Origin of the sequence: Lacimicrobium alkaliphilum (genome assembly GCF_001466725.1) — a bacterium.
GTDB classification, from domain to species: Bacteria; Pseudomonadota; Gammaproteobacteria; order Enterobacterales; family Alteromonadaceae; genus Lacimicrobium; species Lacimicrobium alkaliphilum_B.
This window is the reverse complement of sequence record NZ_CP013650.1, coordinates 2,665,759-2,681,244: the sequence shown is the minus strand read 5'-3', so window position 1 is coordinate 2,681,244 and position 15,486 is coordinate 2,665,759. Positions and strand designations below refer to the sequence as shown.

Here is a 15,486-nt window from a genome sequence, read left to right as displayed (position 1 = left end):
GTGTGGCCGGAGCCCGCGTCGTCAGCGGCTGGAAGTCGTATGTTGCAGCTTATCAGAAGCTTGCAGGATGCTGATTACCGGGTTGTCTATGGTTCACCGGCACAATCCAGCCCCCATGCGCTGGATCTGAACGGTATTGATGTGCAGGCGCTGACGCTGACCCTCAATTGCAGCTCTTTTGATGAACTGATGGCCCAGATGCAGCCCGAACTGGTGATCTTCGACCGTTTTATGATGGAAGAGCAGTTTGGCTGGCGGGTAGAGAAGCACTGTCCACAGGCTATAAGAGTGCTGGATACAGAAGATTTGCACTGCCTGCGCCATGCCCGGCATCAGGCCCTGAAACACGACACTGAGCTAACAGCAAAGCAGATTTATTCAGAGCTGGCGATCCGTGAAATCGCCGCCATATTGCGCTGTGACTTAAGTCTGATTATCTCCGAGTATGAAATGGCGTGGCTGGAAAAGTGGTTTCAGTTGCCCGCCGGTATTTTGCATTATTGTCCTTTTATGGCCGATGCTGAGCAGCAAAAGCCCGTCATACCTTTTGCACAGCGTCAGCACTTTATCAGCATAGGTAATTTCCGCCACGCACCGAACTGGGATGCGGTGCAATATCTTAAATCGGATATCTGGCCGCAGATCAGAAAGTCCCTGCCACAGGTGGAGCTGCATATTTATGGCGCCTATCCGCCGCCCAAGGCCACCCAGTTGCATAACCCGAAGCAGGGCTTTGTGGTTAAAGGCTGGGCAGAAGATGCCCTTGAGGTGATAAGCCAGAGCCGGGTGATGCTGGCACCACTCAGATTCGGCGCCGGATTAAAGGGCAAACTGATTGATGCCGCCAGCACCGGCACGCCCGCTGTTACCAGCAGTACAGGCGCGGAAGGGATCTACGGCGATTGTGACTCTGGTTTACTGATAGCAGATAACGCCGATACGTTTGTGCATCAGGCCATAGCGCTGTATCAGCAGCCGCAGATGTGGCAACCACTTAGCCACAATGCCAGTGCACTGATCGCAAAACGGTTCAATGGCACTGAGCACAGTGCTAATTTGATCAGGCGGATACAGCAGTTATCAGCAAACCTGCAGCAACATCGTCTGGATAATTTCTATGGTGCCATGTTGCGTCATCATAGTATGAAAAGCACTCAGTATATGGCGCAGTGGATTGAGGCTAAAAATCGATTCTGCTGAGCTTAGAGTCGGTTTTTTTTGGTATTACCAATATAACTATTTAAAAAAAGGTGATTTATGCACATTCAGGATGCACAAGAGCGGTACGGATTAGTAAGTCGTCTTTTTCACTGGCTGATGGCGCTGGCGCTGCTCTGGCAATGCGCCACTGTGGTGACCAGAGTGGCGCTTGAAGATTCGCCACTGGATGAATTTTTATGGGCCACCCACAAACCACTGGGATTTTTACTGATGGTGCTGATTGTACTCAGGGTCATTTGGGCGTTGATGAATCTGAGCCGGCGTCCGGCATCCATTAACCTGCTTGCGAAGTATGGTCATACCGCGTTGTATTTGTTAGTGGCGGTGGTGCCGTTTCTGGCTCTGCTGCGCCAGTATGGATCGGGAAGGGCGTTTGAACCCTTTGGAATACCCCTGATGAGCGGATTTGAAGGGGATAAAATCGAATGGATGATAGCACCAGGTAGTTTGTTGCATGGCTGGCTGGGCTGGTTGTTATTTGTCATGATCCTGGGCCATATTCTGATGACCATACGCCACTCCCGCAGTGGCAAACAACAAATACTTAAACGTATGTGGTAGAGCCAGCTAAGCCGCCTGCAACTGTTGTCTGCAGGTGCGGCAAATATATTTTACCCCCTGTCTGATTTTGTTGTGGCGGCGAATGCTTAAACTGACCGGGCCGCAGTTGCAGCGGTAGCTGAAATGCCGGCCCTGAACACTTTGTATATCCATCTGGTGGCAGGCACTGCCCTTAAGGTCAAAAATCTCCCACATCAGGGCTTTCCATTCCTGGCCGTGGGGTTTTATCCGGCCTTTTTTATTGTCTCTTCCATATAACTGCCATACCAATAAATGGCAGAGTTCGTGAGGGATTACCTCGCGCATAAACTCATCGGGGTTTTCCGCCAGCAATACGGGGTTAAGGCGGATTTCATAGTCCTGTAAACGGGCAGTACCGGCAATACGTCCGCGTTGTTTAAAACTTAAGTCAGGCAAAGCAATATCCCTTTGCAGTACCACGCTGGCTTTTGCAACCGACTGTTCCAGACATTGTTGCGCCTGTTGCCTGATGGTTTCGCTCAGCTTAGTCATGGCCGATACCATGCTGCTTATCCCACAGGACTTTGACCGGAGCAGAGAGTTTGTCCGGGTGACGTGGGATTACACTGGCGAAACACTGATACATTCTGTGCATATCGGCCTCAAGGTTACCGCTGGGCTGCAACACCAGAGGAAAGGTTACCTGTTTTTTTACATAGTCGGCAGTGGCCAGCACAATGGGGACACAGGCCTTATTTGCAATATGATAGAAGCCGGTTTTCCAGCGCGGCGCGCGGGTTCTTGTGCCCTCGGGTGTCATGATCAATACCAGCTTGTGGTATTGGCCAAACAGGGCTGCGGCCTGCTCTACCACACCGGTACTGCGGCTGCGATCAATGGGAATACCTCCCAGTTTTCGTAACAGCGGCGCCAATGGCCACTTAAACAGGTTGTTCTTGATCATTATTCTGCTGTGTACGCCAAGGGTTGCAGCACTTAATATGCCCAGCACCCCATCCCAGTTGGAAGTATGAGGGCCGCCAACCACTATGGCTTGTTTCAGATCCGGAAAAGGTGACACTTGCCAGCCTGCGAGGTGCAGCAAATAATTGGCAGTGCGCTGGCCAAAACCAGCAGAGTTGTTGTTGGTTTGTTCAGTCAAAATTGAGACATCAGATGGCTGAATCAGGATATCCCAGACTATAGCATTTATATTCAGGAAAAAGGATATTCACAGGCCCCAGCGTTGCCTGAACTGCACCGATTGTAGCCTGGAAACATCAACAGACAAATTATTGGTGAGCTGAAATATAAGGCCGTTACCGGGCGACAGTTCAATATCCGCTATAAATCTGGTGTTGATTATCCAGCTTCGATTGGCACGAAAAAAGTATCTTGCAGGCAGTCGCTTCTCCAGTTGCGACAGGTTTTTATAGATCAGCGGCGCATGGTGCCTTTCATGCCCGTTGATAATCACTTTGCAGTAATTGCCTATCGCCTCACAGGCAATAATGTCTGCTACCTGAACCAGAAAGCAGCGCTCACCGTCTTTTACAAAGACCTGACAGTCGGCTTGCAGGCTGAGTTGTTGTTCCTTCTCAAAGCCGGTTATTTTGTTCAGTGCACGAGACAGGCGCTCAGTTGTGACGGGTTTTAATAAGTAATCCGTGGCATTGAAATCAAAAGACTTCAGGGCATATTCTTCGTACGCGGTAACAAAAATAACATAGGGCAGACTGTCGAGTTGTTCCAGCAATGAGAACCCGTCGCCGCCGGGCATATTGATATCCAGCAGCAGTACGTCTGGCTGGTGCTCTGTTATTATCTGCAGAGCATCGCGGGTATTCGCCGCCTCAGTAATAAGATCGATACCGCCGATCTTTTTCAACTGTTCTTTTAGCTCTAAACGAGCAAGGCGACTGTCATCAACTATCAGGACTCTCACTGAAGGCATTCCAAAGGTAACTGAATATGGGTCAATACCCGTTTGTCTCGGAGGGAAAGTTGCAGGTCAGCCTGTTCCCCGTAAAGGAGTTTCAACCGCTGCTGAATGTTGCGCAGTCCAATCCCTGTCGTGTCGCTGTTGCATCGGATTTGTCCGTCATTAAATAATCGGATCACTAACTGTTGTCCGTTTCTGTTAATAAATAGATCAATCTTGCCACCATCAGGTAGCTGGCTGATACCATGCTTGAACGCATTTTCAACACAGAATTGCAGTAACATTCTTGGAATCAGCGCCTGCTGGCAGTCCTCTTCAATATGTGCAGAAAATTGTAAAGCCTGTTCAAACTGAATAGAACACAGAGCGACATAGTCCTGCACAAACTGCATTTCCTGACACACTGGTACCTTTATGTCTGACTGGCTGCTCAGACTATAGCGCAGCATGTCTGCCAGTGAACTGAGCATATCACGGGCTTTTTCCTGATCCTCCAGAATCAATGCGCGGATATTATTAATACTGTTAAATAAAAAGTGAGGCTTGAGCTGGTTTATAAGTACATCCAATTGACTCTGTTGTAACAGCTCTCGCGTTTGTTTCAGTTGTCTGACTTTTTGAACAGCAAAGTACAAGGCGCTCCAAAGTAGCATAAGGGCCAGCATGTTGATGACGTTGCCCCAGAACACGTTGCTGATGACGAACAGTCTCTGACTGGCTGGAATTGGGTTACCGAAATCTGTTGCTGAGACAATAAATACGCTGACAATCAGTACCACGGTGGCAAGAGATGCGACTAACACGCTGGCGGTAATTAAACACATGCCTTGCAACCAGACGGGGCTGCGTAATAAATACCTCTTGTACATCAATCTGGTTAGATGAGAGCCTGTCGCTGTGCAGCTAATCAGAATGGCACCGTACAGGAACTCGGTATAGATCAGTAACGGGCGATTGAGAATCATCACACAGAACAGCAGATAAACAGCTGTCCATGACATCAGTTGCAGTGGCCAGTATGAAGCGAGTTTCATTTCTTAGTCTTGTTGTTTATTGAGTTGCCGGAGTATCTGAAATCCCGGGACACTGACGTTTTTGGCAATATTTGTCAGGATCACAACACCCGCCTGTGTTTCCGGAGTAAAGCCAACGTAAGCGCAGAAGCCAAGAGTCTGCCCGCCGTGGAAATAGCTGCCATCATCGCTCATCATCCACCCCATTGCCATGTCGGGCTCCCCCTCTTGCAGCGGGGCTAACCATTTTTGTAGCGCCGGGCTGCTGTCATATTTGCTGAAAATTGTGGTGATCATCTGCGTCATATCAGCAATACTCGCGATCACACCACCGGCACCGGCCATGCTGTCAAATTGCCAGTTAATGGTTTTATCTCCGCTGATCAAATGCCCGTTGGCGAGCTGGCTGAAGGTTTTGTCTGCAGAGGCCACATCCGCATTTTGCATATTAAAAACCGGGAAAACAGCCTTTCTCATCAGCATTGCATAGTTATCCGCGTATCTGGCCTCAGCGGCTGCAGCCAGTATAGCGTAGCCAAAATTAGAATACTGAAACGACTTCTGACCCGGTACAACATCACGAACAGCTTCAAGTAATGCTTCTTTATCGTATCTGGCATAGGGGTTAAGGATGCCAATATGCGCAAGGTTGGGCGGAAGCCTGGGTAAACCCGATTGATGTGTGATCAACTCCGCCAGCGTTATCTGCTTCAGAGCATTGGCAGCGTCGGGAAGTAATGACGAAACCGGTGTATTCAGCCTCAGTGCGCCTGAGGCTGCCTCAGAGGCAAACAGAAATGCAGTCAAAGGCTTTGATATGGAACCGATTTCAAACAGGGTTTCTGTGCTTACCTTTATGTTGTTGGTAATGTCGGCATAGCCATGTACCAGATAACGGATGTTGTTATTTTTGATCAGGCCGATGGCAACGCCATGGCGATTAAAATACTCTTTTATCCATGGCCTTAAATCTGCAATATCAGGATTGACTAATGGGGAGGCTTTTTTTTAAAGGTTAATGGCATAGCCATTCCCTGCACAAAGGTGCCTTGCCAGCTATCATCCTGCCAGTTTCCTTTATAACTTGCGTTGATCATGGATGAGGCAAAGGTAAGCTGCTTGTCAGTCAGTGAAAACTCGTTTACAGGGATTCCGTAGCTTTGTTGTTGCGGGCTGTCCAGCGTGACATGATAACGATCACCGATAACCGCTATATTCAGCACCAGCGGCAGCTCTGCATTCGGTGATACCTGTAAATTGCCAAACCATTGACGTTCATTTATCAGCCGGGCTTGCTGCTTCTCGGATAAGCGGTGCAGGGTAATATCAAAGGCTTTTCGTTGTGTAAAGGTACCCGTCAGGGTGTTGTCTTCGAAGGTGCCGGTAAATGATGCGCCAAGCTCCTCAACCTTAAAATGTAGTTGGTTGTCTTCAAGGGTAAACTCGTCGACGGGTCTATCCGGCATTCCCTGATTGGGACTGTTTACCACAACGGTAACATTGCTATCGGTTTTCTTGATACCAATGCCTAAAACAATGGCACTTTGAGGCGTTAGCTTTAATAAACCCCGCCACTGTCCACTGACATCATTCTCTGACTGTGCGGACTGACTGAACAATAACACTACGAACAGGACAAGAATTTTCATAAGCATCTCCCATAAAAACATTGTCAGTTTAATCTGATCGCCGCTTGGGTGCAGGGAATTATGATAAGTGGTTTTAGCAGATTATTGGCGGTATTAAATCAGGATAAATGGCTTGGGCAAGCAGCAACATTATTTGAAAATGTTCGGTTATCGGCGCAGCACAGTTTCGGTTTGCAGGATAAAAGCCCGGCAAGGACCGGGCTGTAAGTTGTTTCTTTAGCCGTCTATTTCACCTCATCACCGGCGGCCTGGCGGTCGGCATGGTAGCTGGAGCGTACCAGCGGGCCACAGGCGGCGTGGGTAAAGCCTAATTCATAGGCCCGCTCGCGCAGGGCATCAAATTCGCTGGGATGCACATAACGTTTGACCGGGAAATGGTGACGGCTGGGCTGCAGATACTGGCCCAGGGTCAGCATATCTACGTCATGATCACGAAGATCTTTAAGCACCACTTCCATTTCCTGCTGGTTTTCACCCATGCCCATCATCAGGCCGGATTTGGTGAGAATATCCGGGTGCTGTTGTTTAAACTTTTTCAGCAGTTCCAGTGACCATTTGTAGTTGGCGCCGGGGCGGCATTCGCGGTAAAGCCGGGGAATGGTTTCCAGATTGTGATTAAACACATCAGGCACGCCGTTTTTAAAGATCTCCAGCGCTTTGTCCATACGGCCGCGAAAATCCGGCACCAGCACTTCAATTTTGGTGGCCGGGCTGTGCTCGCGGATGGCGTTAATGCAATCCACAAAATGCTGAGCGCCGCCGTCACGCAGATCATCGCGGTCAACGGAAGTGATCACCACATATTTAAGCTTCATTTCGGCGATGGTTTTGGCCAGCTTTTCCGGCTCTTCGGCACTCGGTGGCAGCGGCTTACCATGGGCCACATCGCAGAAGGGGCAGCGCCGGGTGCAGATATCACCGAGGATCATAAAGGTGGCGGTGCCGTGGTTAAAACACTCCGACAAATTCGGGCAACTGGCTTCTTCACACACCGAATACAGGCCATTTTTACGCAAGGTTTTTTTGATCTGATCCACACGCTCAGTAGAGCGGGGCAGTTTAATCTTGATCCACTCTGGTTTGCGCAGCATTTCTTCCCGTTCAGTGGGTACAATGCTGATGGGAATATGTTTTACTTTGTCTTCATCGCGAAGTTTTACCCCCGCCTGAACCCGTGCTTTAGTCATCAAAACCTTCCCGATATTCTGTGTGTTCAATGCTTAATTGACGGCAGAAAGCCGTTGTCAGTAGCTGGCTTGTTTCGGCCATATTGTCAGGGCCGCCTAATGCTGCACAGTGTACCATTTCAAGGCCGGCATAGCCGCATGGATTTATACGCTGAAATGGCGCCAGATCCATGTTTACATTCAGCGCCAGGCCATGGAACGAGCAGCCTTTACGTATGCGCAGCCCCACTGAACAGATCTTTTTACCCTCCACATACACCCCGGGTGCATCGGCTTTAGGGTAGGCCTTGATGGCAAAGGGCTGAAGTAACTCGACAATGGACTGCTCCAGCGCAGTAACCAGATCCCGTACCCCAAGTTTGCGGCGTTTCAGATTCAGCAACACATACAGCATCTGCTGACCGGGGCCGTGGTAGGTCACCTGGCCGCCACGATCTACCTTGACTACCGGAATATCACCGGGTGCCAACAAGTGTTCCTCTTTACCGGCCTGGCCCTGGGTAAATACCGGGTTATGCTCAACCAGCCATAACTCATCGGCAGTATCGGCATTGCGGTTGTCGGTAAAGTTCTGCATGGCCTGCCAGATGGGCTGATAATCCTGACGACCAAGCTGGCGAATAATCAGAGGCGGATTCACTACTCAGAGCACCACTCTTACCAGTTCCAGTTTGCCAAGCTCAATGTAGATGGTTTCCATATGCTCTTTGCTGGTGACTTTGACATCAACGGAAACGGAATGGTAATTGCCTTTGGTGCTGGGTCTGATACTGGGGTTGTAGTCATCGGGTGCATGTTGTTGCAGACAGGAAACCACATGCTCAGGTAATTCCTCATGGGCAACACCCAGAACCTTAAAGGTCTGGTAACAAGGGAAATCCAGCAATTCATCAAAACGGGTATCCATCAACAACTCCAAAACAGATCAATATCCAGGGCTAAATGGGGCTGTGGCGGCGATATTTCAAGCCTGTTAAGCCAAGTAGCCCAATTATACCCTAAGCTCAAAAGCACGCCCAGCTTCTGTGTGCAGGGGAGTTATTCTGGCTGTACAGATTTAGCAACTGTGACACAGATACTTTCTGGGCATAAAACTATCGGCGCTGGACTCTTCCAGGTAAGACTCAAACGAGGGTGGATAGGGTTTGTTAAGAAAGCTGCCCGGCGCCGGAGTCGGATACAGCTGATCGAAACGCAGTGCACTCTGGTGATCGACCCGGCGAAACACATGGCTGCGGGTGATCTGGCCCGGATTATTAAGGCCACAGGATGACGCCATATCAACGGCCGCATGCAGGGTTTCTTTATGATAGCGGGCAACCCTCTGGCCTTTGTCGCTGACATCCAAGCCCCGGGTCAAGCGTTTGTCCTGAGTGGCGACTCCTGTGGGGCAACGGTTGGTATTGCAGATTAATGAATGCACGCAACCTAATGCCAGCATCATGCCCCGTGCGCTGTTACAAAGATCGGCACCAAGTGCCAGTGAGCGCATCATGTGAAAGGCTGAAAAGATCTTACCTGAGGCGATAATCCGGATTTCCTCGCGCAGTCCGAAACCAATCAGACAATCATGCACAAACGCAACTCCATCGCGCAGGGGCATGCCCAGTGAATTACTGTACTCCAGCGGTGCGGCGCCGGTACCGCCTTCACCACCATCTACCGTAATAAAATCTGCTTTTATGCCGGTTTTTATCATGGCCTTGCAGATGGCAATAAATTCACTCTGGCGACCAATACAGAGTTTTATGCCAATGGGTTTGCCGCCGCTGAGTTCCCGCAGTTGTTGAATAAATTCCAGCATCTCAATGGGAGTGGAGAAGGCGCTGTGTGCCGAAGGTGAAATCACATCCTGGTGGGGTTCAACTAGCCTGATGCGGGCGATTTCCTCTGAGTTCTTGTCTGCGGGCAAAATGCCGCCATGACCGGGCTTGGCCCCCTGAGAGAGCTTAACTTCTATCATTTTGACCTGCTCAAGGGAGGCCTTTTCACTGAAAGAGTTGGCATTAAAGGTGCCATCGGCGTTTCTGCAGCCAAAATAGCCAGTGCCTATCTGCCAGACAAGATCGCCGCCATAGTGCAGGTGATATTCAGAAATTGCTCCTTCTCCGGTATTGTGACTGAACTGGCCCAACTTTGCTCCTTTATTGAGCGCCAGGATGGCATGATTGCTGAGCGCACCGAAGCTCATAGCTGATATATTCAGTAAGCTGGAAATGTAAGGTTGTCTGCAGTCTTCAGAGCCAATCCGGACACGGGGATGAGGGTTTAGCGTATTGATATTCAGTGCAGCAATGGAGTGACTGATCCATTCATAACCTTCGGCATAAGTGTCCAGACGGGTGCCATAGGGCAGTGAATCCATAACACCTTTGGCGCGCTGATACACGATCGAGCGAAACATACGGCTGACAGGTGTGCCGTCAAGGTCAGATTCAACCAGATACTGACGAATAAACGGGCGTAATGACTCCATTATCCATCGGGCCCGGCCTATAAAGGGAAAGTTACGCAGAATAGTATGCCGGGTCTGAAACATATCATGCAGGCCAACTGCCAGGGTCAGTGCCGGTATTACCAGCAACCACCAAACCCAGGGCCATTGCATCCCCGCCAGCCCCAGTAGGGCGAAAACGCAAAGGTGAACTGCAAAAAAAAGACTATACATAGATCAGACTCCTGAAGTTTTCACCAGCTTAATAGGGATCAGGTTTTGAGCCAAGCAGATAACAGAGTGCCAGAGTCGGCACTTGTCGGCGCAGCAGAGCTTTGTATACTGCACTATCTGCCTGACTAACCGGGAATTTATATGGCGCCACCAGAAAACCTCTGTTCACAGCGTTCTGCATCGGGCCATTCTGGTGCTTTACCCCGCACCCTCGGTCTGGCGGGGTTATGGATGCTGGCGGTAAATGGTTTTATTGGCGCCGGGATATTCGGGTTGCCCGGCGGCGCGGCCAGGCTGGCCGGTGACTATAGTCTGATTATTTATCCCTTGTGTGCGCTGCTGATGTTACCGGTGATATTGTGTTTTGCTGAAGCAGCAAGTTACTTTAAGCAAAGTGGCGGCCCTGCGCGTTATGCAGAACAGGCCTTTGGCCGTTTTGCCGGGTTTCAGGCCGGCTGGTTGTATTATATGGCGCGGGTGATTTCATTCGCTGCCAATACGGTACTGTTAACCGACAGTATCGGTTTTTTCTGGTCAGGTGCCACTGAGGGATTGTGGCGTTCGCTGCTGCTGATACTGATCTGCGCTTTATTGGTTGCCATCAATCTACTTGGCACACTGGGCTCAATGCGTTCCCTGGCGCTTTTTACCCTGGCCAAATTCGCTGTGCTATTGCTGATTGTGGTAGCGGGTACACTGCAATATGGGCCGGCGCTAAGCGAGTTCAGTTTGCAATGGCAAGGCCCGCAACAACAGGTGGATTTTGGTGGTGCTACCTTGTTGCTAATCTACGCCTTTGTGGGGTTTGAGTCGGCGGTGGTGCCAGCGGGTGAATCGAAAAAGCCCGGGCGTCACATTCCGCTGGCACTGATCACGGGGCTGATTATGGTTACGGTGCTGTATATGCTGATCCAATGGGTCGCACTAATGGCCCTGCCTGATCTGGCTGACTCCACCAGTCCGCTGCTGGATACTGCTGAAGTGCTGATGGGGACAACCGGGGCAGGGTTGCTGATGGCAGGAGTGCTGGCTTCGGTGGGTGGCAACCTGATGGGGGCGATGTACTCAACTCCAAGGATCACCTTTGCGCTGAGTCAGCAGGGCATGTTGCCTGTCTGGTTTGCCGGGATCAGTCAACGCTGGCAAAGTCCTGCTAACTCGGTATTGTTTTTTGGTTTATTTACTCTGTTGCTGGCATTGGGTGGCAGCTTCGTGTGGCTGGCGGCCACCACAGTGTTGTCACGCCTGCTGGTATTCATTCTCACCTGTCTGGCAATTCCCCGATTGCGGCGCTCGGCAGAGGCTAATCAGGGATTCAGATTGCCCGGTGGGTACCTGTTTCCGATTCTTGGTATAGGGGCATGCCTGTGGCTGGGTTGGCAGGTGAGTCTTAATTCAGTACTGATGACATCCAGCTTTTTTGTGCTCGGTTCAGTTCTGTATTGGTGGGCCGCGAAGCAGACGGGGAAGCATCAGCCATAATCACAGTTATGGCTGATGGGGTTTCTAATATTATCCGGCGCTGCTGGAATGCACGCCTTTCATTGAACGGCCTGAAGGGTCTGCCATGCTGGCAAAGCTTTCATCCCAGGCCAGTGCTTCAACAGTGCTACAGGCAATAGACTTTCCGCCAGGCACGCAATTGATGGCACTTTCCTGTGGAAAATGCTGTTCGAACAGGGTGCGGAACAAATAGCCTTCTTTGGTATCCGGCGTGTTCACCGGAAAACGGAATCCCGCTGTCTGTAATTGTTGGTCGCTAATCTGCTCGTTGGCGTAATCCTTAATCGAATCAATCCAGGAATAGCCAACGCCGTCACCAAACTGTTCTTTCTGACGCCACAGCACCTCGGCCGGCAGATATTCACCGTTATCAAAGGCCTTGCGCAGCACCCATTTTTCCATGCGCCCGTCAATACACATTTTGTCCTGTGGATTAAGGCGCATGGCCACATCCATAAAGTCTTTATCGAGGAAGGGTACACGGGCTTCCACACCCCAGGCACAAGTTGATTTGTTCGCCCTCAGGCAATCAAACATATGCAGCCGATCGAGTTTACGCACGGTTTCTTCGTGCAGTTCTCTGGCGTTGGGGGCTTTATGGAAGTACAGGTATCCGCCGAAAATCTCATCAGAGCCCTCACCGGAAAGGACCATCTTGATACCCATGGCTTTGATCTTGCGTGACATCAGATACATGGGCGTGGCGGCACGGATAGTGGTCACATCATAGGTTTCAAGGTTGTAGATCACATCCTTGATGGCATCCAGGCCTTCCTGAATAGTGAAGTGAATCTCGTGATGCACCGTGCCGATCATATCTGCTACTTTGCGCGCCGCAAGCAGGTCCGGCGCACCTTCCAGGCCTACTGCAAATGAGTGCAGCCGCGGCCACCAGGCTTCAGATTGATCTTCATCTTCTACCCGTTTGGCGGCGTATTTGGCGGCAATGGCAGACACCAGCGACGAATCCAGTCCGCCAGATAGCAATACCGCATAGGGCACATCTGACATCAGGTGCGATTTGACCGCTTTTTCAAAGGCGGTTTTCAGATCGTCGAGGTTAGTAGGATTGTCTTTGACGGCGTCATAGCTCATCCAGTCCCGTTCATAGTATTTCTTCAGCTCGCCGGTCTTGCTCCACAGATAATGCCCGGGAGGGAATTCCTTGATGGTTTTACATACCGGCGACAAGGCCTTGAGCTCAGAGGCGACATAGAAGTTGCCATGTTCGTCATAGCCTGTGTACAACGGGATAATACCGATATGATCACGGGCAATAAGGTAAGCATCTTCGGCCTGATCATAAAGCACAAAGGCAAACATGCCCTTGAGATCATCAATAAAATTCACGCCTTTTTGCTGATACAAAGGCAGAATCACTTCACAGTCTGAATGGGTTTTAAACTCGTAAGGTGTTTGCAGGCCTTGCTCAAGCTGCTTGTGATTGTAAATTTCACCGTTTACGGCCAGGATTTGATTATTATCATTACTTATCAGCGGTTGCGCACCATTATCCAGATCCACAATGGCCAGACGTTCGTGACACAGAATAGTATTATTATTATTCCAGATCCCTGACCAGTCCGGGCCGCGATGGCGCAATAACTTGGACAGCTCCAAGGCTTTGGAGCGTAGCTCGGTGACATCCGTTTTGATGTCAAGAATACCGAATATACCGCACATAAATAAGGGTCTCTCCTGGCTGATTAAAATAGTTGTGTTGGCTTATAAGCGCTTTCGCGCAGCCGGATATCGGAGGATATCTGTTTTAGGTCTGAGTGTATAAGCCCCCGGAATGAGTTGCTAAATTGTGAAAAAACAGCTTCTTAGCAAAATAATTCCGCGAAAGGCGTTTTTGCGAAACATTCCTTCCTCCCCAGACTCTGCCAGCACTGGCAGAAAATGCAAGATGATTGTGTAATAAAGTTACCAATTAAGGAATAAGATAGTGAGGAGTGAGGGGATAGGAGAGAGGAGGAAAAGTGAGGAGAAAGGTAGTGAGGCTCCATACACCTCACTCCTTACTCCTCACACCTTACTATCTATTTGGTGCGCTGAAACTCGCTGGTGGGGTACCAATCCGGCCAGTCTTCGCTGTTGGCGATGTCGTAACCCACCTCGAAGAACATGCGGGTATCCTGCTGTACGCCACGGAAGTCCCAGTTTTCACGGAACTGATCACAGACCTGATGGTAACAGCCGCGGGTAATCACCTGTGCACGCTTACGGTATCTGGCGGTGTCTTCATCCCAGGCTTCAGTGCCACCTTTGGCATACAGGGCCGGTACGCCTTTTTTGGCCAGGCTGAAGTGATCCGAACGGTAGTAATAACCGGCTTCGGGTCTGTCTTCACCCGTCAGAAAACGCCCCTGACGCTTAACGGCTTTTTGCAGATAGTCTTCCAGTTCAGATTTGCCCTGGCCGACGACGGCCACATTTTTGGTACGACCAAGAATATTCATGGCATCCATATTCAGGTTGGCCACGGTTTTTTCCAGCGGTATAACGGGATGCTCTGCATAGAAAGCAGAACCCAGCAGGCCCTGTTCTTCTGCGGTGACCGCCAAAAAGGTGATTGAACGTTCCGGGCGTTGATTCAGATTGCTAAAGGCTTTGGCCATGGTCAGCAGGGCGGCGGTGCCGGTGGCATTGTCATGGGCGCCATTGTAAATATGATCGCCGTCCAGGCTGTCGTCTTTACCCAGGTGATCCCAGTGAGCGGTGTAGATGATATGCTCATCAGGGCGTTCGCTGCCTGGCAGCGTCGCTATTACGTTCTGGCTTTCGGAACGTTCCAGGCTGCTGTTAACTTCAACAGATACAGTCAGACCCAGTGGTTCAGCCATCGGGCCCTGCAATGCTTTGGCCTTCATTGCCGCAAAATCTTTACCCGCTTCGGCAAAAAGTTGTTGCGCCGCGTCCACCGTAATCCAGCCTTCAACGGCAACCCGATCGGCATTGCCGTTGTCGGTTACCAGCCCATACTGCGGGCCGCTCCAGCTATTGGCGACCACAGACCAGCCATAAGATGCCGGTGCGGTTTCATGCACGATAATGGCACCTTCCGCGCCCTGGCGGCTGGCTTCTTCATATTTATATGACCAGCGGCCATAGTAAGTCATGGTTGTACCCTGAAACTTGCCGCTGTCCGGGTTTTCAAAACCGGGATCATTAACCAGTATCACCACGGTTTTTCCTTTCACATCCAGGCCTTCGTAGTCATTCCAGTCATACTCAGGGGCATTCACACCATAGCCTACAAACACCAGATCAGAGTCGTTCAGGGCAACCTTTTCCTGCTCACGACGGGTACCGGCGACCATGCCCTCTTTGTACTTTAGGCTCTGGCTGCCAAGCTGCATGGTCATGTCGGGATCGGCGGTGATTTCAAGCAGTTTAACCGGCTGAAAGAAGCTGTCGCCATTGCCGGGCTCAAGACCCAGACGTTTAAATTCCGTGACCAGATAATCCAGGGTTTTCTGTTCCCCTTCAGTGGTGGGCAGGCGGCCTTCAAATTCATCAGAGGACAGCACTCTGGTGTGCTTAGCCAGCTCTTTGGCCTTAATCTGATCATAGACCTGTTGAAAGTTATTGGTCGGGGCCTGGGTATTACTGCAGCCCAGCGTCGTCAGCAGCGGGATAAGTGCTGCTCCTAGCAGTTTGATTTTCATGCTTGTCTCTCGTTGTGATGATTATTGTTTGTTGATACCAACTGCAACAACAATCAGCGCCTGTTGATATAACCCTTTAACAAGGTTACTTGGTTATAGCGGTTTTTATT

15 protein-coding genes are annotated in these 15,486 nt (G+C 50.4%); 3 read left to right on the top strand and 12 right to left on the bottom strand.

The features are described 5' to 3' along the window. Window positions 1–39: 39 nt before the first annotated feature. Together AT746_RS12140 and AT746_RS12135 are read left to right on the top strand one after the other, a co-directional pair. Complete coding sequence (locus AT746_RS12140) at window positions 40–1,200, top strand: glycosyltransferase family 4 protein (protein ID WP_335338197.1); 1,161 nt, start codon at window positions 40–42, stop codon at window positions 1,198–1,200. 57 nt (window positions 1,201–1,257) lie between these two features. Continuing rightward, on the top strand, window positions 1,258–1,782 hold the full coding sequence (locus tag AT746_RS12135) for a cytochrome b (protein WP_062480669.1): 525 nt from the start codon (window positions 1,258–1,260) through the stop codon (window positions 1,780–1,782). A 6-nt stretch (window positions 1,783–1,788) separates the two neighbouring features. Here the strand turns inward: AT746_RS12135 and AT746_RS12130 are convergent, their stop codons facing one another. The 10 genes from AT746_RS12130 to AT746_RS12085 all read right to left on the bottom strand — a co-directional run bounded on the left by AT746_RS12130 (window position 1,789) and on the right by AT746_RS12085 (window position 10,202). Further along, window positions 1,789–2,295, bottom strand: coding sequence for a SprT family zinc-dependent metalloprotease (locus tag AT746_RS12130; RefSeq protein ID WP_082633254.1), 507 nt, complete (start codon window positions 2,293–2,295; stop codon window positions 1,789–1,791). Then, entirely contained in the window at window positions 2,288–2,905 is a 618-nt protein-coding gene (locus tag AT746_RS12125) for a 1-acyl-sn-glycerol-3-phosphate acyltransferase (RefSeq protein ID WP_197414252.1), read from the bottom strand. Before AT746_RS12125 ends, AT746_RS12130 begins: the two co-directional genes overlap by 8 nt. Before the next feature lie 69 nt (window positions 2,906–2,974). Continuing rightward, a complete protein-coding gene (locus AT746_RS12120; RefSeq protein ID WP_231730932.1) occupies window positions 2,975–3,697 on the bottom strand; it encodes a LytR/AlgR family response regulator transcription factor in 723 nt (240 codons plus the stop codon). Beyond that, window positions 3,685–4,719, bottom strand: a complete 1,035-nt coding sequence (locus AT746_RS12115) for a sensor histidine kinase (protein ID WP_062480662.1) — start codon at window positions 4,717–4,719, stop codon at window positions 3,685–3,687. The genes AT746_RS12120 and AT746_RS12115 overlap by 13 nt, the downstream gene beginning before the upstream one ends. A 3-nt stretch (window positions 4,720–4,722) precedes the next feature. Further along, the gene (locus AT746_RS12110) at window positions 4,723–5,655 is read right to left on the bottom strand and encodes a serine hydrolase domain-containing protein (protein WP_257721087.1); all 933 of its coding nucleotides are present in this window, start codon (window positions 5,653–5,655) and stop codon (window positions 4,723–4,725) included. Between the two features lie 32 nt (window positions 5,656–5,687). Continuing rightward, window positions 5,688–6,347, bottom strand: a complete 660-nt coding sequence (locus tag AT746_RS12105; protein WP_062484182.1) for a hypothetical protein — start codon at window positions 6,345–6,347, stop codon at window positions 5,688–5,690. 224 nt (window positions 6,348–6,571) lie between these two features. Next, window positions 6,572–7,534: a lipoyl synthase gene (gene lipA / locus AT746_RS12100; RefSeq protein WP_062480658.1), complete on the bottom strand. Its 963-nt coding sequence runs from the start codon at window positions 7,532–7,534 to the stop codon at window positions 6,572–6,574. Beyond that, window positions 7,527–8,111 carry a lipoyl(octanoyl) transferase LipB gene (gene lipB, locus AT746_RS12095; RefSeq protein WP_231731078.1) on the bottom strand — a complete coding sequence of 195 codons (585 nt, stop codon included), beginning with the start codon at window positions 8,109–8,111 and terminating at the stop codon, window positions 7,527–7,529. Before lipB ends, lipA begins: the two co-directional genes overlap by 8 nt. Before the next feature lie 66 nt (window positions 8,112–8,177). After that, the gene (gene ybeD / locus AT746_RS12090) at window positions 8,178–8,444 is read right to left on the bottom strand and encodes a DUF493 family protein YbeD (RefSeq protein ID WP_197414376.1); all 267 of its coding nucleotides are present in this window, start codon (window positions 8,442–8,444) and stop codon (window positions 8,178–8,180) included. Between the two features lie 147 nt (window positions 8,445–8,591). Continuing rightward, window positions 8,592–10,202, bottom strand: coding sequence for an FMN-binding glutamate synthase family protein (locus AT746_RS12085; protein ID WP_062480651.1), 1,611 nt, complete (start codon window positions 10,200–10,202; stop codon window positions 8,592–8,594). A 141-nt stretch (window positions 10,203–10,343) separates the two neighbouring features. On the opposite strand from AT746_RS12085, the gene AT746_RS12080 reads away from it, so the two are divergent. After that, on the top strand, window positions 10,344–11,684 hold the full coding sequence (locus tag AT746_RS12080; RefSeq protein ID WP_062480649.1) for an APC family permease: 1,341 nt from the start codon (window positions 10,344–10,346) through the stop codon (window positions 11,682–11,684). A gap of 30 nt (window positions 11,685–11,714) precedes the next feature. Here the strand turns inward: AT746_RS12080 and asnB are convergent, their stop codons facing one another. Both asnB and AT746_RS12070 read right to left on the bottom strand, forming a co-directional pair. Further along, window positions 11,715–13,388: an asparagine synthase B gene (asnB, locus tag AT746_RS12075; RefSeq protein ID WP_062480647.1), complete on the bottom strand. Its 1,674-nt coding sequence runs from the start codon at window positions 13,386–13,388 to the stop codon at window positions 11,715–11,717. A gap of 359 nt (window positions 13,389–13,747) precedes the next feature. Continuing rightward, on the bottom strand, window positions 13,748–15,376 hold the full coding sequence (locus tag AT746_RS12070; protein WP_082633252.1) for a M28 family metallopeptidase: 1,629 nt from the start codon (window positions 15,374–15,376) through the stop codon (window positions 13,748–13,750). Between the last annotated feature and the right edge of the window lie 110 nt (window positions 15,377–15,486).

Bases quoted from the DNA above. Each gene is read 5' to 3' on its own strand.
- asnB (WP_062480647.1), bottom strand. From the start codon at position 13,388: ATGTGCGGTATATTCGGTATTCTTGACATCAAAACGGATGTCACCGAG.
- lipA (WP_062480658.1), bottom strand. From the start codon at position 7,534: ATGACTAAAGCACGGGTTCAGGCGGGGGTAAAACTTCGCGATGAAGAC.
- AT746_RS12080 (WP_062480649.1), top strand. From the start codon at position 10,344: ATGGCGCCACCAGAAAACCTCTGTTCACAGCGTTCTGCATCGGGCCAT.
- AT746_RS12105 (WP_062484182.1), bottom strand. From the start codon at position 6,347: ATGAAAATTCTTGTCCTGTTCGTAGTGTTATTGTTCAGTCAGTCCGCA.
- lipB (WP_231731078.1), bottom strand. From the start codon at position 8,111: ATGCAGAACTTTACCGACAACCGCAATGCCGATACTGCCGATGAGTTA.
- AT746_RS12085 (WP_062480651.1), bottom strand. From the start codon at position 10,202: ATGTATAGTCTTTTTTTTGCAGTTCACCTTTGCGTTTTCGCCCTACTG.
- AT746_RS12115 (WP_062480662.1), bottom strand. From the start codon at position 4,719: ATGAAACTCGCTTCATACTGGCCACTGCAACTGATGTCATGGACAGCT.
- AT746_RS12120 (WP_231730932.1), bottom strand. From the start codon at position 3,697: ATGCCTTCAGTGAGAGTCCTGATAGTTGATGACAGTCGCCTTGCTCGT.
- AT746_RS12130 (WP_082633254.1), bottom strand. From the start codon at position 2,295: ATGACTAAGCTGAGCGAAACCATCAGGCAACAGGCGCAACAATGTCTG.
- AT746_RS12135 (WP_062480669.1), top strand. From the start codon at position 1,258: ATGCACATTCAGGATGCACAAGAGCGGTACGGATTAGTAAGTCGTCTT.
- AT746_RS12140 (WP_335338197.1), top strand. From the start codon at position 40: ATGTTGCAGCTTATCAGAAGCTTGCAGGATGCTGATTACCGGGTTGTC.
- AT746_RS12070 (WP_082633252.1), bottom strand. From the start codon at position 15,376: ATGAAAATCAAACTGCTAGGAGCAGCACTTATCCCGCTGCTGACGACG.